Source organism: Ottowia sp. oral taxon 894 (genome assembly GCF_001262075.1).
Lineage (GTDB): Bacteria > Pseudomonadota > Gammaproteobacteria > Burkholderiales > Burkholderiaceae_C > Ottowia > Ottowia massiliensis.
Map to the genome: position 1 here is coordinate 2,222,171 of NZ_CP012073.1, position 19,266 is coordinate 2,241,436.

Below are 19,266 nucleotides of genomic sequence, written 5' to 3' on the forward strand. Positions count from 1 at the left end.
TGGCCCGGCCGGGAGATTGCCGAAAATCGCCCGTTCGCCCCAGGCGCGCCCTGTCGCGCATTTCGCACTTTTCCGATTCCAGACACTTTCGCCATGAACCTCTGCGGCTTTCCCATCGGCCTTGACCGGCCCCTGTTTCTCATCGCCGGCCCCTGCGTGGTCGAATCCGAACAATTGCAAATCGACGTGGCCGGGCAGCTCAAGGAAATCACTTCGGCGCTGGGCATCCCCTTCATCTTCAAAAGCAGCTACGACAAGGCCAACCGCTCCAGCGGCAGCAGTTTTCGCGGCCCCGGCATGGAAAAGGGGCTGCACATCCTGGCCAAAGTCAAAAAAGAGGTGGGCGTGCCCGTGCTGACCGACGTGCACACCGAAGCCGAAATTCCCGCTGCCGCCGCCGTGGTCGATGTGCTGCAAACCCCGGCCTTTTTGTGCCGCCAGACTGATTTCATCCGCGCCGTGGCGCAAAGCGGCAAGCCGGTGAACATCAAAAAGGGCCAGTTTCTGGCCCCGCACGACATGAAAAACGTCATCGGCAAAGCCCGCGCCGCCGCGCGCGAGGCGGGCCTGCCCGAAGACCGCTTCATGGCCTGCGAGCGCGGCGCCTGCTTTGGCTACAACAACCTCGTTTCCGACATGCGCAGCCTGGCCATCATGCGCGAGACGGGCGCGCCCGTGGTGTTTGACGCCACGCACAGCGTGCAGCTGCCCGGCGGCCTGGGTGCCAGCAGCGGCGGCCAGCGCGAGATGGTGCCCGTGCTGGCCCGCGCGGCCGTGGCCGTGGGCGTGGCTGGTGTTTTCATGGAAACCCACCCCGACCCGCAAAACGCTCTTTCTGACGGCCCCAACGCCGTGCCGCTCAAGCACATGCGGGCGCTGCTGGAAACCTTGATGGCGCTGGACGCCGTGACCAAGAAGAACGGCTTTCTGGAAAACAGCTTTTCGGCCTGAGCGCCCGCCCCCCCCTGTCTGACTCAAGGAGATCTTTTCCCATGCCCTTTGGCTACATCATCGCCAACGTTCACACCACCCGCCCCGAGCAAATGGCCGAATACCGGCGCTGGAGCACTGAAGCCGTGGCCGCGCATGACGGCGAATTCATCGCGCGCGGCGGTCAGCAGCAGGTGCTGGAAGGCACGGCGCACGAGCGCACGGTGATCATCCGCTTTCCCAGCTATGCGGCGGCGCGCGCCTTTTACGACAGCGCCGAATACCGCAAGGCGCGCCAGGCGCGCGAAGGCGCGGGCGTGTTCAACATGATCTGCGTCGAGGGCCTGTAGAGATAAGGCGGGCAGCCCGCCTGCCCGTTTGCCGCCCTGTTTTTTTGCTCCTGTTTCAATAGTTGCAGCGCCCGCCCAATGGGCGCTGAAGCCGTTTTCAGACCCTTTCATCCGCTCCCGTTTCAGGAGCGATCCTTCCACATTCATTCCCAACCATTTGCGAAAAGGAGAAACCTCATGAGCGCCATCGTCGATATCGTGGGCCGCGAAATTCTGGACAGCCGGGGCAACCCCACCGTTGAATGCGACGTGCTGCTGGAAAGCGGCGTGATGGGGCGCGCCGCCGTGCCCAGCGGCGCATCCACCGGCAGCCGCGAAGCCATCGAGCTGCGCGACGGCGACAAAAAGCGCTACGGCGGCAAAGGCGTGCTGCGCGCCGTGGAGCACGTGAACACCGAAATCACCGAAGCCGTGATGGGGCTGGACGCCAGCGAGCAAGCCTTTCTGGACAAAACCCTGATCGAGCTGGACGGCACCGACAACAAAAACCGCCTGGGCGCCAATGCCACGCTGGCCGTGAGCATGGCCGTGGCGCGCGCCGCCGCCGAAGAAAGCGGCCTGCCGCTGTACCGCTACTTTGGCGGCATGAACGGCTGCCAGCTGCCCGTGCCCATGATGAACGTCATCAACGGCGGCGCGCACGCCAACAACAGCCTGGACTTGCAGGAATTCATGATCATCCCCGTGGGCGCGCCGTCTTTCCGCGAGGCGCTGCGCCAGGGCGCGGAAGTGTTTCACGCGCTCAAGAAAATCATCAACGACAAAGGCATGCCCACTGCCGTGGGCGACGAAGGCGGCTTTGCCCCCAACGTGCCCAGCCACGAAGCGGCCATCGAACTCATCCTGCAAGCCATCGACCAGGCGGGCTACACGGCCGGGCAAGACATCGTGCTGGGCCTGGACTGCGCCGCCAGCGAGTTCTACAAAGACGGCCAATACGTGCTGGCCGGCGAAGGCGGCCTTCAGCTCACCGCCAGCGCCTGGGCCGACATGCTGGCCGCCTGGGCCGACAAATACCCCATCATCAGCATCGAAGACGGCATGGCCGAAGGCGACTGGGACGGCTGGAAGCTGCTCACCGAACGGCTGGGCAAAAAAGTGCAGCTGGTCGGCGACGACCTGTTCGTGACCAACACGAAGATTCTGAAAGAAGGCATCGAGCGCGGCATTGCCAACTCCATCCTCATCAAAATCAACCAGATCGGCACGCTGACCGAAACCTTCCAGGCCATCGAAATGGCCAAGCGCGCGGGCTACACCGCCATCATCAGCCACCGCAGCGGCGAAACGGAAGACAGCACCATTGCCGACATTGCCGTGGGCGCCAACGCCGGGCAAATCAAAACCGGCTCGCTCTCGCGCTCTGACCGCATGGCCAAATACAACCAGCTGCTGCGCATCGAAGAAGACCTGGGCGAAACGGCGGTGTACCCGGGCCGCGACGCCTTCTACAACCTGCGCTGACGCGCCGCCGCACGGGCCGGAAGAAGGCGCGGCGGCGTTCCAGAAACGATAGCATCCGCCCTTCTCCGCCCCCGCCCTTGCTGAACGCGCCCTGCCAGGCCTGCCATGACCCAACGCATCGTCGTCGCCATTCTTCTGCTGCTGCTCGCTGCGCTGCACGTGCAACTGCAAATCGGCCGTGGCAGCCTGCCTGAAGTAGCCGAACTGCGCCAACGCCTGCGCGAGCAAAAAGCCGCCAACGCGCAGGCCCAGCTGCAAATTGACCAGCTCGCTTCCGAAGTGGCCGACCTGCGCGACGGCCTGGATACCGTGGAAGAAAAGGCGCGCCACGATCTGAGCATGGTCAAGCCCAACGAAATCTTCGTGCAGTACGAAAAGCCCTGAAGAGCCTGCTCCAAAAGTTATTTCAGGAGCCTGACCGCGCCGAATGCAGGCGATCTTCGCGAAGGCTTCGGCTGAAGAGGGCAGTGATTTCGTCGTTTTTGGAGCGCCTGCGAGATTGACTCAACCAGGCAAAAGTCCTCTCCACAACCTAGCGCTTGGGCAGCGCCTCAAAACCATGGCCCCCTCTTTTGCTCATTTCAGCAAAGTGCTTGGCCGGGCGGCGTCAATAGCCTCAAAAAGAGGAGCGAATCCAGAGGGGCGAAAATGACGTGTGCCGCAATCTGTTCTAGGACCTCATGCTATGAATAGAGGAGCGAAATAAAGGGCGGAATACCTGCGCGGAGCGCTGGCGTGAAATGTCCGGGCGGGATGCCGGGGCCGCGCCTTCAGCCTTCCGTCAGCCGTCCGTGCGTGAGCGTGAGGCGGCGTGAGCAGCGCGCGGCCAGTTGCTGGTCGTGCGTGACAAGCACGAAGGCCGTGCCTTGCTGGGCCGCCAGGTCGAACATGAGGGCGAAGACGGCATCGGCCGTGGCGCGGTCGAGGTTGCCTGTGGGTTCGTCGGCCAGCACGCAGGCAGGCTGGGTGACCAGGGCGCGGGCGATGGCCACGCGCTGGCGCTCGCCGCCCGAGAGTTCGGCGGGGCGATGGTGCAGGCGATCGGCCAGGCCCACGCGCGCGAGCATCTGCGCGGCCTGCCCGTTGGCGGCGCTGGCGGGCAGGCGGCGCATGGTCAGGGGCATGGCCACGTTTTCCAGCGCGCTGAATTCGGGCAGCAGGTGGTGGAACTGGTAAACAAAGCCCAGGTGCCGGTTGCGCAGCAGGCCCTGCCGGGCGGGCGTGAGGGCGGCGAAGTCCTGCCCCATCAGGCGCACGCTGCCGCTGCTGGGCGCGTCCAGCCCGCCGAGCAGGTGCAAAAGGGTGCTTTTGCCGGAGCCTGACTGGCCGACGATGGCCAGCGTCTGGCCCGCGCGCACGGTCAGGTCTATGCCGTGCAGCACGGCAACGTCGATTTGCCCTTCGGCAAAGCGCTTGGTCAGGCCGCTGGCCTGCAAGACGGCTTGTTGCTCATTCATAGCGCAGGGCCTCCGCCGGATTGACGCGGCTGGCGCGCCAGCTGGGGTAGAGCGTGGCGGCAAAGGCCAGCAGCAGCGAGACGATGCTGATGGGGATGATGTCGCCCGCCTGCGGATCGCTGGGCATTTGCGAGATCAGGTAGATGTCTTTGGGCAGAAAGCTGGTGTTCAGCATCTTTTCCAGCGCGGGCACGATGACGTCGATGTTGAAGGCCACCGCCAGCCCCAGCGCCAGCCCGGCCAGGGTGCCGATCACGCCCGCCACCGCCCCTTGCACGATGAAGATGCCCATGATGCTGCGCGGGCTGGCGCCCAGCGTGCGCAAGATGGCGATGTCGGCGCGTTTGTCCTGCACGGTCATGACCAGCGTGCTCACCAGGTTGAAGGCGGCCACGGCCACGATGAGGGTGAGGATGATGGCCATCATGCGTTTTTCGATTTGCACGGCGGCGTACCAGGTGCGGTTCTGGCGCGGCCAGTCCAGCAGCAAGAGGCGGCCCGTGAGCGTGCCGGCCAGCTCCTGCGTCACTTGCGGGGCCTGGCGCATGTCGTGCAGGCGCACGCGCACGCCGGTCGGCCCTTCCTGGCGGAAGATGCGGCGCGCGTCGTCCAGGTGAATCAGCGCCAGCGTCGAGTCGTATTCATAGTGGCCGGAGCTGAAGGTGCCCGCCACCGTCATTTGCTTCATGCGCGGGGCCACGCCCACGGGCGTGACTTGTCCGCCGGGGGCCAGCAGCGTCAGCGCGTCGCCCTCGGCCACGCCCAGCGCGCGCGCCAGATCGCGCCCCAGGATGATGCGGAACTGCCCCGGCTCCAGCCGCGCCAGCACGCCATCGGCCTTCAGCTTCGCGGCCACTTCCGTCACCTGCGTTTCTTCGGCGGGGTCGATGCCACGGATGGCCGCGCCCTTCATCGCGTCGCCGCGCGCCAGCAGCCCCTGCTCGCCAATGAAGGGGGCTGCACCGGCCACTTGCGGGTTTTGCCGCACCTCGGCCAGCGTCAGCGCCGGATCGGGCAGCGCCTGGCCGTCGGGGGTGAAGATTTCGATGTGCGGAATCACGCTCAGCATGCGCCCCAGCACGTCTTTCTGAAAGCCGTTCATCACCGACAGCACGATGATGAGCGCCGCCACCCCCAGCGCAATGCCCAGCATCGACACCGCCGAGATGAACGAGATGAAGCCGTTGCGCCGCGAAGCCCGCCCGGCCCGCGTGTAGCGCCAGCCCAGCCGCCATTCATACGGCAGGCGTTCGAGCAAGTTCATGGGCTTGATTCCTTGTGATGCAAAAGCGCCGGATTGTGGCGGAAGGCCGGGCATGGGCGGGCGGCCCCGTTCCCGTAGCATCCGCCGCTTGCCGCTTGCCGCTTGCCGCCTGCCGCTTGCCGCTCGTGCCCGTGACCGTGACCGTGACCGCCATGCCCTCCGCTTCTTCCTCCATGCGCCCGCTGCGGCGCGTTGCCATTGTTGGCGCGGGCTGGGCCGGGCTGGCGGCGGCGGTGCGGGCGGCGCAGGGCGGCCTGGCAGTGAGCGTGTTTGAGGCCAGCCGCAGCGGCGGCGGGCGCGCGCGCGCCGTGCCCCTGCTGCTGCCCGATGGCCGCGAGGTCATGGCAGACAACGGCCAGCACATCCTCATAGGCGCTTACAGCGAAACGCTGCGGCTGATGCGGCTGGTGGGCGCCGAGCCGCAGCGCCTGCTGCTGCGCTTGCCGCTGGCGCTGGCCTACCCCGATGGCACGGGGCTGGCGCTGCCCGCCGCCCGCTGGCTGCCCGCGCCGCTGGACGCCGCCTGGGGCATGGCCCGCGCGCGCGGCTGGCCCTGGCGCGCGCGGCTGGCGCTGCTGCGCCGGGCGCTGGCCTGGCAGCGCGGCGGCTTTGCCTGCGGCCCGCAGGCGAGCGTGGCCGATTTGTGCCGTGGCCTGCCTGGGCAGCTGCTGCGTGATTTCATCGAGCCGCTTTGCGTCTCGGCCCTGAACACGGCCATGCATGAGGCCAGCGGCGCGGTTTTTTTGCGCGTGCTGCGCGATGCGCTTTTTGGCGTGCGCGGCGGCTCCAACCTGCTGCTGCCGCGCGTGCCTTTGGGCGATTTGTGGCCCGAACCGGCGCTGCGCTGGCTGCAAGAGCGCGGCGCGCGCCTGCACATGGGCCAGCGCGTGCAGGGCCTGCAAGCCGAAAACGCCGGCTGGCGCGTGCATTGGCAGGCGGGCGATGAGGCGTGCAGCGCGCTGTTTGACGCCGTCATCCTTGCCACCGCCGCCCCGCACGCGGCGCAACTGGCGGGTGAAGCCATCACGCCGCCCGCCTGGCCCCACGCGCCCCGCCTGCAAGCCTGGCGCGCCTGCGCCGCCGCGCTGCGGCACACGGCCATCACCACCGTTTATGCGCAGGCGGCGCCTGAAGCCATTGCGGCCGCCTTTGCCCGCCCCATGCTGGCGCTGCGCAGCGGCCCGGCCGCGCCCGCCCAGTTCGCTTTTGCCCTGGACGCCATGCGCCTGCGCGGCGCGGAAGGAAATGCGCAACAAGCCGCAGAACCAAGCGCAGAACCAAGCTCAGAACCAAACGCAGAACCAAACATCACGGGGCTGCTGGCCTTCGTCATCAGCAACAGCGCGGGCCAGGAGCGGCAGGCCCTTTGCGCCGCCGTGGCCGCCCAGGCGCAAAGCCAGCTGGGCCTGGCCGTGAACGTGCTGCGCAGCGTGAGCGAAAAGCGCGCCACTTTCGCCTGCACGCCCGCCCTGCCGCGCCCAGCTGCTGCCATCGCCCCCGGCCTGGCCGCCTGCGGCGACTACGTGCAAGGCCCTTACCCCGCCACGCTGGAAGGGGCCATGCGCAGCGGCTGGCAGGCGCTGGATCAGGCGCAGGCGGCTTTTCCGTGAGCGCGCTGGCCGTGCAAGCGGGCGCAGGGCCTGCCGGGGCGCATCAAAATCAGGAGCAAATTCAATAGGGCCAAAATGCCGCGTCGCGCAATCTGCACCAGGACCTCATGCTATGGTTAAAGGAGCGAAAAAGCCGCATGCCAGTGCCTGCGGCGTGCCCATCCGGCCTGCTCCTTGCGCCCTTTGCGGCCGGGCCTGAAGCTGCGAACCTGAAGACAATTCCGCCCGCTTTTCCCGCTTGCGCCCTCATGACTGCTTCGCTTCTTTTGCCCCTGGCCGCCGTACTCGTCATCCTGACCGGGCTGGCGGGCGCCTTGCTGCCCGCGCTGCCCGGCCTGCCGCTGATGTTCGCCGGGGCCTGGCTGCTGGCCTGGAGCGACGGCTACCAGACGTTTGGCGCGGGCAGCCTCATCACGGTGGGCGCGCTGGCGGCCACAGGCTCGCTCATGGATTACGTGGCCAGCCTGCTGGGCGCGAAATGCACGGGCGCAAGCCGGCAGGCCCTCTGGGGCGCGGCGGCGGGCAGTTTCGCGGGCCTGTTTTTCGGCCTGCCCGGCCTGGTGCTGGGGCCACTGGCGGGCGCGGCGGCGGGCGAATACCTGGCGCGCCGCGAGCTGCTGGCGGCGGGCCGGGTGGGGCTGGGCGCTTTTGCCGGTTTCATCATCGGCACGGCGGCCAAGCTCGGCTGCGCCCTGTCCATCGTTTTCGTGCTGCTGGGCGTGTATCTGTTCAGCCTGCTCTGAGTCCGCCGGGGCCGCTCCGTGGGCGCTCACTTGCGGATGGCCATGCTGTCAAGCCCCTCGCTGCCCGGCGGCTCTTTCAGGCGGATGGATGCGGGGCCGCCGCAGGCGGGCTTTTTTTCTTCAGGCAGCCCCTGATGCGCTCGCCGCGCACGCGGTGCGGGTTTTTCACGATCAGCAGCGACAGGTAATGCACGGTCTGCCCGCGCAAAGCCAGCAGGGCGCAGCCCGCCAGCGCCCGCTCGCCGGGCGCGCCCACGCGCTCGATGAAATGGGCCGCCTCCAGCAAGCCGCGCTGCTGGAGCCAGTCGAGCAGCTCGTCCATCAGCGGCTTGACTTTCATCAGCACCAGCGTGTCGAACTCCGGCAGCAGCCGGTCCACGGCGGCCACGCCGTAGGCGGCCGGGACGATGGCCACGGTGTCGTCTTGCTCGGCCAGCGGCACGCCCGCGTCCGCGCAGGCGGCCGTGAAGGCGTTCACGCCGGGCAGCGTTTGCACGGCAATGCGCGCATCCAGCCCGCGCACGGTGCGCGCCAGGTGGCCAAAGGTGGCGTAGGTGCTGGCGTCGCCCTCCACCAGAAAGAGCACGTCGCGCCCGGCTTGCAGCCAGGGCAGCACGGTTTGCGCGGCGCGCAGCCAGGCGCGGGCGAGCTTTTCGCCGTCGTGCGTCATGGGAAACAGCAGCGTGGCGGCATCCGGCGGCGGCGCCAGCTGCGCGCGCTCAAGAATGCCCAGCGCGTAGCTGGGCGTTTTGGCGCTGCGGGCCGGATACACCCAGGCCGCGTCCGTGCGCTGCAACTGCGCCCAGGCCGCGCGGGTGATCAGCCCCGGATCGCCGGGGCCGAGTGACACGCCGATGAGGCGGCCCGGCTCCGGGTGCGCGGCGTCAGGGTTTGGAGCGTCTGCGGTCATGCTGGAAAGGCGGAGAAAGGGTTCAGAAAAAGGAGCAAATTCAGGGCGGCGAAAAATAGCTTTCGCGCAGTTTCCACTAGGACCTGTTGCTATCGTATCGGTAGCTGAAAACCGGCCATTTCGTATCGGCTATTTCGCGTCACACCCCATTGCGGTCCTGGCTGGCGGGCTTGCCCGCGCACACCACCCACACCGGGTTTTCGGCGGCAAGGCGGTGCATGTCCAGGATGGGGCGGCTGCGGGCGGCTTGCAGCTGGGTCACGTCCCACTCGATGCCTTGCGCTTCGTGCGCCTTCAGCGCGCCGCAGGCCGCATTCAGGTTTTCAAAGGTGACGAAGTTCATCACCAGATGCCCGCCCGCGCGCAGGCGGCGCAGGGCCAGGGCGATGAGGCCGGGCAGCTCGCCGCCGGAGCCGCCTATGAAAACGGCGTCCGGGTCAGGCCAGCTCTCAAGCCCTTGCGGCGCCTTGCCCAGATGCAGGCTGTAGTTGCTCACGCCAAAAGCGGCGTGGTTTTGCGCGGCAATGGCGTGATCGGCCTCGTTTTTTTCAATGGCCCACACGTGGCCTTGCGGGCACAGGCGCGCCGCTTCCAGGCCCACGGAGCCGGTGGCCGCGCCAATGTCCCACACCACGCTGTTGGCGCGCAGCTGCATGCGCGCCAGGCTCAAGGCGCGCGCTTCCAGCTTGGTGATCAGGCCCTTTTCGGGCTGGCGCTGCGCGTAAGCCGCCTCGGGCAGGCCAAAGCGCACGGGCTGCGGCGCGGGGCGGCTGCGCCAGAGGATGACGACGTTCAGCGGCGCGAAATCCATGCCCGCCGCCTCTTGCGGGGCCAGCTCGGCGTGCACGCGCTCGCCCGGCTGCAAGAGGTTTTCGGCCACGGCCATCAGAAAGTCATCGCCCAGCCCTTCGGCCAGCAGCATGCGGGCGATGCGCGCGGGCGTGTTGCCGGGGCTGGTGAGCACCAAAAGCCGCTCGTGCGCGCGCACGGCCTGCGCCAGCGCGTAAAGGCCGTGGCCGGGGGCGCTGCCGCGCTGCCACTCGCCCGCGTCTTTGCCGTGAACGGAGACGATGCGCGCGTCCTGCCAGGCCAGCCCCAGCCGCGCGCAAGCCACTTGCAAGGTGGAGAGATTGGGCAGCACGCGCAGCGCGTTCACGCACAAATGGCGCGCCAGATACGGCGCAATGCCGTGGCACAGCGGATCGCCCGTGGCCAGCACCACGCAGCTTTGGTTGGCCTGGCGCGCGGCCTGCGCCCACCGGGGCACTTGCGCCAGCTGCCCGGTGAGATCGCGCTGCGCCGCGCCCGCCTTGAACTCGTGCGACAAAAGCGCCAGCGCGCGCGTGCCGCCAATGACGAGATCGGCCGCGCGCACATGCGCCAGCGCCGTGGCCGACAGACTGGCCGCGCCATCATCGAGCACGCCAATGACGAGGCAGGGATTGGGATCGGTATGCAATGACATGAAATTCTGAAAGGGGAAAAGCAAGGCGGCCAGGCGGGGCGCGGGCCGGATTCGTTGCCGCTGCCGCAAGGGCACAATGCCGCCCCCGCCCAAGGAGACAAGCTCATGACCTACCTGCTGGCCCTGGACCAGGGCACCACCAGCAGCCGCGCCATCGCGTTTGACGCGCAAGGCCGCATCGCCGCGCTGGCGCAGCGCGAATTCACGCAGCATTTTCCCAGCCCCGGCCAAGTGGAGCACGACGCCGACGAAATCTGGCAAACGCAACTGGCCGTGGCGCGCGAATGCGTGCAAAAGCTCGGCTCGGCGGACGCGGACATGGCCGCCATCGCCCCCAACATCGCGGCCATCGGCATCACCAACCAGCGCGAAACCACCGTGCTCTGGAGCCGCGAAACGGGCCGCCCCGTGGCCCCGGCCATCGTCTGGCAAGACCGCCGCACCACCGCCCGCTGCGAAGCGCTGTCGCCCGCCGAACGCCAGCTCATCCAAAGCCGCACGGGGCTGGTGCCCGACGCCTACTTTTCCGCCACCAAACTGCAATGGCTGCTGGATAACGTGCCCGGCGCGCGCCGCCGCGCCGAAGCGGGCGAGCTGGCCTTTGGCACCGTGGATTCATGGCTGGCGTGGAACCTCACCGGCGGCGCAGCAGGCGGCGGCCTGCACGTCACGGACGCCAGCAACGCCAGCCGCACCATGCTCATGAACCTGCACACGCTCCAGTGGGACGAACAGCTGCTGGCGCTCTTTGGCATTCCGCGCGCCGTGCTGCCGCGCATCGTGCCCTCCAGCGGCGAAATCGGCGCCACCGCGCCCGATCTGCTGGGCGCGCCCATCCGCATTGCAGGCATCGCGGGCGACCAGCAAGCCGCCACCTTCGGCCACGGATGCCTGGCCCCCGGCATGGCCAAAAACACCTACGGCACCGGCTGCTTCATGCTCATGAACACCGGCGGCCAGCCCGCCGCCAGCCGCAACAACCTGCTGGGCACCGTCGGCTGGCTCGCGCCTGATACGGAGAACCATCCAGCGGGCCAACCCCGCGCCGCCTACTGCCTGGAAGGCAGCGTCTTCATGGCCGGCGCCACCGTGCAATGGCTGCGCGACGGCCTGCAAATCATCCGCACCGCCGCCGAAGTGGAAGAGCTGGCTGCCAGCGTGCCCGACACGGGCGACGTCTTTCTCGTGCCCGCCTTCGCCGGCCTGGGCGCGCCCGACTGGGACGGCCGCGCGCGCGGCGCGCTCATCGGCATGACGCGCGGCACCACCCGCGCCCACATCGCCCGCGCCGCGCTCGAAGCCATCGCCCTGCAATCGGCCGACGTGTTCGCCGCCATGAGCGAAGACGCCGGCCTGCCCCTGCAAGAGCTGCGCGTGGACGGCGGCGCCAGCCGCAACAACCTGCTCATGCAAATGCAGGCCGATGCGCTGGGCGTGCCCGTCGTGCGCCCGCATGCCGCCGAAATCACCGCCCTGGGCGCGGCCCGCCTGGCGGGCCTGGCCGCCGGCTTCCGCTTTGACGAGCAGGCCCTGGCCGCCAGCCAAAGCGCCGCCCGCCGCTTCGAGCCGCAATGGCCCGAAAGCCTGCGCCGCCAGCGCCTGGCCCGCTGGCGCGAAGCCGTCGCCCGCGCCAAAGACTGGGCGCGCGGCTGAAAGCCTGGCCCAAAAGGCGCCGGGCCATGTCAGAGACCGGCTTATTTAGCTCTTTTATCAATAGCATGAGGTCCTAGTAAAACGGGCGCTGATCTGTATTTAAGGCCCCTTTAATTTGCTCCTGTTTTGATAAATTTTGACCGGCACAAGCTGCCTAAAGGCCCTGTTTTGCCCATGGCGGCCTCGTATGCCCGGCCTGGTTTGCGCGCCGTGGTTTCATCTGGCGGAAAGCAGGCCAGAAGAGAGAAAGCCTGTTTGCACTCTGGCCGCAATCTGGCCGCGAGGGCAAAGACCGGGCTGAAGTAGGCTGTTTTTCAGTTGCCGGGTTTTTGGGCCTGCTCGCATGCGATCTGGATCAGCTCGCGGTCGCCTGCGTTTGGCCCCAGGCGCAGGGCGCTTAGGGAACCGCCCCAGACGCAGCCGGTGTCCAGCGGGAGGATGTCGGGGCGTTCGCGCCAGCCCAGAGTGGACCAGTGGCCGAAGGCGATGACGTCGCCCGCCGTGCGGCGGCCGGGCACGTCAAACCACGGCATCAGGCCAGCGGGGGCGCTCGCCGTGCCTTCCTTGGTGGCGAATTCCATCTGCCCTTGTGCGGTGCAGTAGCGCAGGCGGGTGAGGGCGTTGGTGATGACGCGCAGGCGGTCTGCGCCTTGCAGGCTTTCGCTCCATGCGTCAGGCTGGTTGCCGTACATCTGGCGCAAAAAGCCGGGCCAGGCGGGGCCGCGCAGCACGCTTTGCACTTCGGCGGCCAGACGCAGGGTGTCTTGTGCCGTCCAGGCAGGCAGCACGCCAGCGTGCACGCACAGCACGCCCGCTTCGCGCACGGCCAGGGGGCGATGGCGCAGCCATTCGAGCAAGGCCGGGGCGTCAGGCGAGGCCAGCAGCTCGTCCAGTGTGTCGCTGCGGTGCGGCTTGCGCACGCCGCAGGCCACGGCCAGCAGGTGCAAATCATGGTTACCCAGCAGGCAGCAGGCGGCTTCGCCATAGCCTATGAGGCGGCGCAGCACGCTGGCGGACTGGGGGCCGCGATTGACCAGATCGCCCAGGAGAACGAGGCGGTCGCGGCTGGGAGAAAAGGCAATGGCGTCCAGCAGGCGCTGCAAGGCGCCGTCGCAGCCTTGCACGTCGCCGATGAAGTAGAGTGACATGCTTGTGATTGTGATGCGGGCGCGCCTTTGCCAAAGCGCCCTGGATGCATGGAACTGCTGCTGATTTGTTTGTTGATCGTGCTCAATGGCGTGTTCGCCATGTCGGAAATGGCGCTGGCTTCCAGCCGCAAGGCGCGGCTGGAGGCGATGGCCGAAGGGGGGGACGCCGGCGCTGGCGTGGCGCTGCGGCTTATGGAAGACCCCACGCAGTTTCTTTCTACCGTGCAGGTGGGCATTACGTCCATTGGCGTGCTCAACGGCATTGTGGGCGAGTCGGCCTTCAGCGCCCCGGTTGCCAGCTGGCTGGGCGGGCTGGGCCTGAGCGAGAGGGCGGCGGGCATTGCCGCCACGGTGCTGGTGGTGGCCGCCATCACTTTCGTCACCATCATTTTTGGTGAGCTGGCGCCCAAGCGCATCGGCCAGCTCTACCCTGAAACCGTGGCGCGCTGGGTGTCGCCGCCCATGCGGGCGCTGGCGGCTTTCACGCGGCCCTTCGTGGCGCTGCTTTCCCTGTCTACCCAGGGCGTGCTGAAACTGCTGCGCATTGACAACCGCAGTGAACGCGCCGTCACGGCCGAAGAAATATCCGCCAGTCTGGAAGAGGGCGTGGACGCGGGCCTGATTGAGGCGCACGAACACCAGATGGTGCGCAACGTGTTTCACCTGGATGACCGGCCTTTGACGTCACTGATGGTGCCGCGCAGCGATATTGACTGGCTGGACGGCGCAAACACCGTGGCGCAGGCGCTGCAATATGTGGCTACTCGCGGTGAAAAACAATCGCATTCGTGGTATCCCGTGTGCGATGGCGGGCTGGATGACGTAATCGGCATCATCAGCGTGGCCCGCCTGCTTGAATTGGGTCCAAATGCCGAAGGCGCGCTGGCACAGCATTGTGAAAATGCCGCATTCGTGCCTGAAACCCTGAGCGGGCTGGAAATGCTGGAGCAATTGCGCGCCAAATCCGGGCGGCTGCTGCTGGTGGTGGATGAATATGGCGTGGTGCAAGGCATGATGACGCCGCGTGATTTGCTGGAAGCGATCACGGGCGAACTCAAGCCCGATACTGATATGGACGCATGGGCCACGCCCGCTGCCAATGGCGCATGGATTCTGGAGGGTTTGATGCCCGTCAATGAAATGAAGGCGCGCCTGGGCATTAAGGAATTGCCCCACGAAGCCAAAGGCCGCTACAACACCGTGGCAGGCTTGCTGCTGGCCGAGGCGGGAGATTTGCCACGCGCCGGAGACAAAATCCAGGCGGCGGACTGGGAATTTGAAGTGCTTTCGCTGCAAGGGCGGCGTATTGATAAAGTGATGGCGCGCCCCTTAATGCCGCAGGCCATTCAGTCAAAAAGCAGCGGCTGAAAAATGATGGTATATTCAAGTCTCCAGTTTCTAACTCACTCAAGGAGATTTCATGTCATCTCTCAAAGACCTGCTGCAACAGCGCGAACAACTGAATGCCCAAATTGAACAGGCCCGCCAAAGCGAGCTGTCTGAAGCATTGGCCAAAGTTCATGCTGTCATTCAGGAATATGGTTTGACACAGCAGGATATTTTCCCCTCCAGCGGCCGCCGCTCTTCTCGCGCCGCTGGTTCCAAAGTGCCGCCCAAATACCGCGATCCCGCCACGGGCGCTACGTGGACGGGCCGTGGCAAACCGCCGAAGTGGATTGAAGGCAAGGACCGCAGCGCTTATCTCATTGCCTGATACTTCCTTGCGGCCGCGCTTGGCGCGGCGTCACAAACCCAGCAAAGGCCTGCCATCCGTGCAGGCCTTTGTCGTATGTGGGCGATGGCAAATGAAGGGCGGTGGAATAATCCGCGCCTTCAGCGTTTTCCCTTCTTTCTTTTCCCCACGTTTTCACAAATCAGAGGAGTTCTTCCGTGAGCGACACGCAACAGCGCATTGATGCCATTGTCAAAGGCCATCCCATCGTCCTGTTCATGAAAGGCGATGCCAACTTTCCCATGTGCGGTTTTTCTGGCCGCGCCATTCAGGTGCTCAAGGCCGCCGGTATGGATCTGCACAAACTGGTAACGGTGAATGTGCTGGCCGACGAAGAAATCCGCCAGGGCATCAAGGATTACAGCCAGTGGCCCACCATTCCACAGCTTTATGTGAAAGGCGAATTCATTGGCGGCTCCGACATCATGATGGAGATGTTCGAGTCTGGCGAGCTGCAAAACCTGCTTGCTGAAAACGCCGCTTGAAAACCGCTTTCAGGCTCTTGCACACCAACGGACGCCCGGCAAGGCGTCCGTTTCTTTTTGCCCATGTCACGACAAGGCTGCACTATTTCACACAATGCGAAGATCTTTCACTTAAAAACAAACCAGGGCCATACACAAAAGGCCAAAAAAATGCCAGCACATGGCAAACGCGCATGGGCTGGCAGGCAGCAAAATGTGGAAAAAGCGTCAGGCCGCAGGCTGTTTTTCCACCGCTGGTTTTTCTTCTGCGGGCGGTTCAACCGTTTCAACAGCAGGCGGCGTTTCTGCGGGTGGTGTTTCTGCGGCGGCCGCAGGCATTTCCGGCATGGGCGGTGCGGCTGGTTTTTCTTCTCTGCTCGGCTCTTGCGCTGGCATTTCCCGGACGGGCGTTTGGGCGGGTGTTTCGACGGGCGTTTCCGGCTGGGTTTTTTGAGGCGTGGGAGCGATTTCCACAGGTTGAACCGGGCTTGCGGGCGCGGGCTGCGGGGCGGCCACGGGCGCTGACGCTGGCGCAGGCACACCGTCGCCGCCCTGGCGGCAGTAGCTCAGGCCCAGCAGGCCGGCGGCGACCACGGCCACGGCAGGCCACAGCCACTTCATGCCGCCGCCACTGCTGGGCAAAGGGGCGGACAGCAGGGCTTGTCCGGCGCTGGCCACGCTGGCGATTTCAGCGGGCAGCGAGCCGGGCAGGCTGCCGCCGGGCGTGAGCTTGCCGACGATGTAGGGCAGCAAATAGCCCAAGGCGCCTGCAACGTCGTCGCGCGGCGCGTCCAGCCGCCCGGTCAGCTGCTCCAGCAGGCCGCCCGCGCTGCCCAAGGCGTTTTCAATCTGGCTGGCTGTCACAGCCTTGGCGCTGGGGCCGCCGCCCAGCCAGGATTGCACGGCGGGGCCAAGTCCGGCTGCCTTGAGCTTTTCAAGAAAGCCGGGCAGACCGCCCGTGTCCTGCCGAGTCATGCATGCCAGCAGCATTTGCAGCAAGGGCAGGGCCTTGTCGCCCAGGTTAAAGCGCACAGCCACTTCACGGATAAGAACGTCAAACATGCGGTGAAATCCTTCAAGTCAAAAATGAAAAATGATTATAGAAATGGGGGTTGCCATTACCTTCGCGCAATCAGGGCGGAAAAACAAAAGAGCCGCTTTGGCGGCGCATGGCATTTCGGGCTCTGAAACAGGCTCTGGCACAGAAGGCCCGGCCCGAACGCATTACGTAACGCAACACATGAACATTCCGCGTGCACACCCTGCGCGAGCGCATCTGCGCCGGCTGGCCGCCTGCGCGCTTGGCTGTAGGCTGGCGATGCCAGCATGCGAGCCGCCCTCCTCTTGCGTACATGCTCTTTTTTCAGAAGCGAATTCAACGCCCAAAAAACGGCTGGCGTCCCCATGAAACGGGCGCTACCCGCTATCGGAACAAGAGTGAGCATTATTGCTGCCAGGCACTGTCCGCTTTGTCAAGCCGCGTTCGCGCCGCCGTAGTTGCCGCAGCGCCGGGCATTTGGCAGGCGGCCAGTAAACTGCGCTTCTTTCTTATGACGCCTTTTCAAAGCCTTTTCGTTCTTGTTTTTCTGATTGCCGCCAGCGCATTTTTCTCGCTGGCTGAAATGTCGCTGGCCGCCTCGCGCCGCCTCAAGCTCACCCAGATGGCTGATGAGGGTGATGCCCGCGCCTTGCGCGTGATGCAGATTCAGGAGCATCCGGGCCGCTATTTCACAGTGGTTCAAATTGGCATCAACTCCGTTGCCATTCTGGGCGGCATCGTGGGCGAAGGCATGCTGGGGCCGTGGCTGGTCTGGATTTTCGAGCCGTGGATGGCGGCCGGATGGGCGGCGCGGCTGGCCTTTTTGCTGTCGGTCGCACTCGTCACTTCGCTTTTTGTGGTGTTTGCCGATCTCGTGCCCAAGCAGGCGGGCATGGCCAACCCGGAGCGCCTGGCCGTGCGCCTGGTCGGCCCGATGGAGCGGCTGCTGGCACTGCTCAAGCCCTTGGCCTGGCTCTACAACAAATGCGCCAGCGCCGCCATGCGCGTGCTGGGGCTGCCCATGCAGCGCGATGAGCGCATCACCTCTGACGACATCCTGGCCCTGACGGAAGCGGGCGCGCAGGCAGGCGTGCTGGAGCGCCCCGAACAGCAAGTGATTGAAAACGTCTTCGAGCTGGACACCCGCCCCGTCTCCAGCGCCATGACGCTGCGCGGCAGCGTGGCCTGGTTCGACATCCGCGACAGCGACGAAAGCGTGCGCGTGCGCATCGCCGCCGAACCTTTTTCCACCTACCCCGTGTGCGACGGCGGGCTGGACAACGTCGTGGGCTACGTAGATGCCAAGGACCTTTTTCAGCGCGTGCTCAACCAGCGCCCCATCGTGCTCACCGACGAGGGCCTCATCCACAAGGCGCTGGTCGTGCCCGACCGTCTCAGCCTGGCCGAAGTGCTGGCCCAGTTCCGGCAGGCGCATGAAGACTTCGCCATCATCGTCAATGAATACAGCACCGTCGTCGGCGTGGTCACGCTCAATGACGTGATGAGCACCGTCATGGGCGAGCTGGTCACGCCCGCCGATGAAGACCTCATCGTGCGCCGCGATGACGGCTCCTGGCTGGTGGACGGCATGACCCCCATGCCTGATGTGCAACGCGCCCTCAGCCTCTACGACTGGCCCGACAAGGACGAATACGAAACCCTGGCCGGCTTTCTCATGGTCATGCTCCGCCGCGTGCCCCGCCGCACCGACTGCGTGGAATGGGGCGGATACCGCTTTGAAGTGATGGACGTGGACAGCTACCGCATCGACCAGGTGCTGGTCACGCCGCGAAAAGAAAACGTGCAATAAGGCGCAAAAGGCCAGTAAGGTGAAGACGGAGCGGGGCGCGCGGAGCCTGAGCCCGGCGCTGGCTTGCACCGCTACCTATCAAAAATAAAGCTCCCGTTTGCCGCCTCGGCTTTGCAGGGAGCAACGTGTTGAGAAGCTACAGCTATACCAGCATGGCCTGCAATCTTTGCAGCAGCTGCGGCATCAGCTCGCCAATTTGCTCTGTGAGCGTATGCACCACAGTTGAGAGCATGACGACCCACGCCAGCACGGCGGCCAGCCCTTTGAGCGACGATGAAATGGGCAGCAAGTTGAGCTGCGGGGCGTAGCGATTCATCAGCCCCAGCGACAGGTCAATCATGTACAGCATCACCAGAGCAGGCGCGGCCAGCACGAACATGAGGCTGGCGAAATGGGAGAACACCCCTTCGAACACCACCACGCCTTCTCTTTTGGGCAGCAGGTTCATCTGGCCCAGCGGCCACAGGGCAAAACTTTCCATCAGCGCGCCTACCCACAACAGCATGCCGCCTGAAAACATGAACATGAAAACAGCCAGGCGTCCCAGAAAAGCGCCCGTGAGCGAAGTCTGGCGGCCCGAGAGCGGATCGACGATTTGCGCCATGCTCATGCCGCTGGCCCCGTCCACGATTTCGCCTGCGGCATGAAACGCCCAGAGCACCGCTGCCAGCATGGCTCCCATGGCCAAGCCAAGAAAAGCCTCCTTGGCAAACAGCAGCAGCCATTGCTGCGCCGTCAAGCCATTCACGTCCAGCAGCGGTTGCACCGCCAGCGTGATGACGCCAAAGCCCAGAAACAGCGCCCCCCGCACCGTGGCGGGCACCGTCTCTTGCGCCAGCACAGGCAGCAGCAGAAAGGCCACGGCAAAGCGCGTGCTGGCCAAAGCGGCCAGCAAAGCCATGTCGCCCAGATTGCCAAACGCGGCAAAGTCCATTGCGTCCGCCCGCCGCCTTTACTTGCGCACCATGGCCGGAAATTCCGTCATCACCCGGTCCGCAAAGCGATACAGCGAGCTGCCCAGCAGCGACGCTGTCACGAAGATGGTGAGCACGATGGCGAAAAACTTGAGCGCGTATTGCAGCGTTTGCTCCTGAATCTGCGTGGCCGCCTGCACCAGCGCAATGAGCAGGCCCACGACGGCCGCCGCCAGCACAGGAGGCGCTGAAAGCATCAGCACCAGCCACAGGGCCTGATAGACGAGTTGCAAAGCTTCACTGTTCAGCATGC

At 65.7% G+C, this 19,266-nt stretch carries 19 protein-coding genes; 11 read left to right on the forward strand and 8 right to left on the reverse strand.

The genetic code is table 11. The features are described 5' to 3' along the window. Positions 1-93: 93 nt before the first annotated feature. The 4 genes from kdsA to ADJ79_RS09735 all read left to right on the forward strand — a co-directional run bounded on the left by kdsA (position 94) and on the right by ADJ79_RS09735 (position 3,128). Positions 94-951 carry a 3-deoxy-8-phosphooctulonate synthase gene (gene kdsA / locus ADJ79_RS09720; RefSeq protein WP_050716558.1) on the forward strand — a complete coding sequence of 286 codons (858 nt, stop codon included), beginning with the start codon at positions 94-96 and terminating at the stop codon, positions 949-951. 41 nt (positions 952-992) lie between these two features. Beyond that, on the forward strand, positions 993-1,280 hold the full coding sequence (locus ADJ79_RS09725) for a DUF1330 domain-containing protein (RefSeq protein ID WP_050715785.1): 288 nt from the start codon (positions 993-995) through the stop codon (positions 1,278-1,280). Positions 1,281-1,457: 177 nt separating this feature from the next. Continuing rightward, positions 1,458-2,744 carry a phosphopyruvate hydratase gene (gene eno / locus ADJ79_RS09730; protein ID WP_050715786.1) on the forward strand — a complete coding sequence of 429 codons (1,287 nt, stop codon included), beginning with the start codon at positions 1,458-1,460 and terminating at the stop codon, positions 2,742-2,744. Positions 2,745-2,849: 105 nt separating this feature from the next. Continuing rightward, positions 2,850-3,128, forward strand: a complete 279-nt coding sequence (locus ADJ79_RS09735) for a septum formation initiator family protein (protein WP_050715787.1) — start codon at positions 2,850-2,852, stop codon at positions 3,126-3,128. Between the two features lie 386 nt (positions 3,129-3,514). Here the strand turns inward: ADJ79_RS09735 and lolD are convergent, their stop codons facing one another. Beyond that, positions 3,515-4,201, reverse strand: coding sequence for a lipoprotein-releasing ABC transporter ATP-binding protein LolD (gene lolD, locus ADJ79_RS09740; RefSeq protein ID WP_050715788.1), 687 nt, complete (start codon positions 4,199-4,201; stop codon positions 3,515-3,517). Then, positions 4,194-5,465 (reverse strand): lipoprotein-releasing ABC transporter permease subunit, encoded by a 1,272-nt coding sequence (locus ADJ79_RS09745; RefSeq protein ID WP_050715789.1) that lies wholly within the window; start codon positions 5,463-5,465, stop codon positions 4,194-4,196. The genes lolD and ADJ79_RS09745 overlap by 8 nt, the downstream gene beginning before the upstream one ends. A 173-nt stretch (positions 5,466-5,638) precedes the next feature. Between ADJ79_RS09745 and hpnE the strand changes: the two genes are divergently transcribed. Further along, on the forward strand, positions 5,639-7,075 hold the full coding sequence (gene hpnE / locus ADJ79_RS09750; RefSeq protein ID WP_050716559.1) for a hydroxysqualene dehydroxylase HpnE: 1,437 nt from the start codon (positions 5,639-5,641) through the stop codon (positions 7,073-7,075). A 248-nt stretch (positions 7,076-7,323) separates the two neighbouring features. Next, on the forward strand, positions 7,324-7,818 hold the full coding sequence (locus ADJ79_RS09755; protein WP_050715790.1) for a DUF456 domain-containing protein: 495 nt from the start codon (positions 7,324-7,326) through the stop codon (positions 7,816-7,818). Positions 7,819-7,894: 76 nt separating this feature from the next. Here ADJ79_RS09755 and cobI read toward each other — a convergent pair whose 3' ends face one another. Both cobI and ADJ79_RS09765 read right to left on the reverse strand, forming a co-directional pair. Next, a complete protein-coding gene (gene cobI / locus ADJ79_RS09760; protein WP_050715791.1) occupies positions 7,895-8,728 on the reverse strand; it encodes a precorrin-2 C(20)-methyltransferase in 834 nt (277 codons plus the stop codon). A gap of 139 nt (positions 8,729-8,867) precedes the next feature. Further along, complete coding sequence (locus tag ADJ79_RS09765; protein ID WP_050715792.1) at positions 8,868-10,193, reverse strand: bifunctional cobalt-precorrin-7 (C(5))-methyltransferase/cobalt-precorrin-6B (C(15))-methyltransferase; 1,326 nt, start codon at positions 10,191-10,193, stop codon at positions 8,868-8,870. Positions 10,194-10,298: 105 nt separating this feature from the next. On the opposite strand from ADJ79_RS09765, the gene glpK reads away from it, so the two are divergent. Beyond that, positions 10,299-11,846: a glycerol kinase GlpK gene (glpK, locus tag ADJ79_RS09770; RefSeq protein WP_050716560.1), complete on the forward strand. Its 1,548-nt coding sequence runs from the start codon at positions 10,299-10,301 to the stop codon at positions 11,844-11,846. Between the two features lie 314 nt (positions 11,847-12,160). On the opposite strand, the gene ADJ79_RS09775 is transcribed toward glpK, so the two are convergent. After that, the gene (locus tag ADJ79_RS09775) at positions 12,161-12,994 is read right to left on the reverse strand and encodes a symmetrical bis(5'-nucleosyl)-tetraphosphatase (RefSeq protein WP_050715793.1); all 834 of its coding nucleotides are present in this window, start codon (positions 12,992-12,994) and stop codon (positions 12,161-12,163) included. Positions 12,995-13,042: 48 nt separating this feature from the next. Here ADJ79_RS09775 and ADJ79_RS09780 point away from each other — a divergent pair, with 48 nt between their 5' ends. From ADJ79_RS09780 to grxD, 3 genes are all read left to right on the forward strand, one after another. Continuing rightward, on the forward strand, positions 13,043-14,362 hold the full coding sequence (locus tag ADJ79_RS09780) for a hemolysin family protein (protein ID WP_050715794.1): 1,320 nt from the start codon (positions 13,043-13,045) through the stop codon (positions 14,360-14,362). Between the two features lie 52 nt (positions 14,363-14,414). Next, positions 14,415-14,708 (forward strand): H-NS family nucleoid-associated regulatory protein, encoded by a 294-nt coding sequence (locus tag ADJ79_RS09785; RefSeq protein WP_050715795.1) that lies wholly within the window; start codon positions 14,415-14,417, stop codon positions 14,706-14,708. 176 nt (positions 14,709-14,884) lie between these two features. Then, complete coding sequence (gene grxD, locus ADJ79_RS09790; RefSeq protein WP_050715796.1) at positions 14,885-15,211, forward strand: Grx4 family monothiol glutaredoxin; 327 nt, start codon at positions 14,885-14,887, stop codon at positions 15,209-15,211. Between the two features lie 207 nt (positions 15,212-15,418). On the opposite strand, the gene ADJ79_RS15620 is transcribed toward grxD, so the two are convergent. Beyond that, entirely contained in the window at positions 15,419-16,252 is an 834-nt protein-coding gene (locus tag ADJ79_RS15620) for a YidB family protein (RefSeq protein ID WP_050715797.1), read from the reverse strand. 488 nt (positions 16,253-16,740) lie between these two features. Between ADJ79_RS15620 and ADJ79_RS09800 the strand changes: the two genes are divergently transcribed. Then, the gene (locus tag ADJ79_RS09800; RefSeq protein WP_050715798.1) at positions 16,741-18,039 is read left to right on the forward strand and encodes a hemolysin family protein; all 1,299 of its coding nucleotides are present in this window, start codon (positions 16,741-16,743) and stop codon (positions 18,037-18,039) included. A gap of 142 nt (positions 18,040-18,181) precedes the next feature. On the opposite strand, the gene sctT is transcribed toward ADJ79_RS09800, so the two are convergent. Both sctT and sctS read right to left on the reverse strand, forming a co-directional pair. After that, positions 18,182-18,973, reverse strand: coding sequence for a type III secretion system export apparatus subunit SctT (gene sctT / locus ADJ79_RS09805; RefSeq protein WP_050715799.1), 792 nt, complete (start codon positions 18,971-18,973; stop codon positions 18,182-18,184). 18 nt (positions 18,974-18,991) lie between these two features. Next, the gene (gene sctS, locus ADJ79_RS09810; protein ID WP_050715800.1) at positions 18,992-19,264 is read right to left on the reverse strand and encodes a type III secretion system export apparatus subunit SctS; all 273 of its coding nucleotides are present in this window, start codon (positions 19,262-19,264) and stop codon (positions 18,992-18,994) included. Between the last annotated feature and the right edge of the window lie 2 nt (positions 19,265-19,266).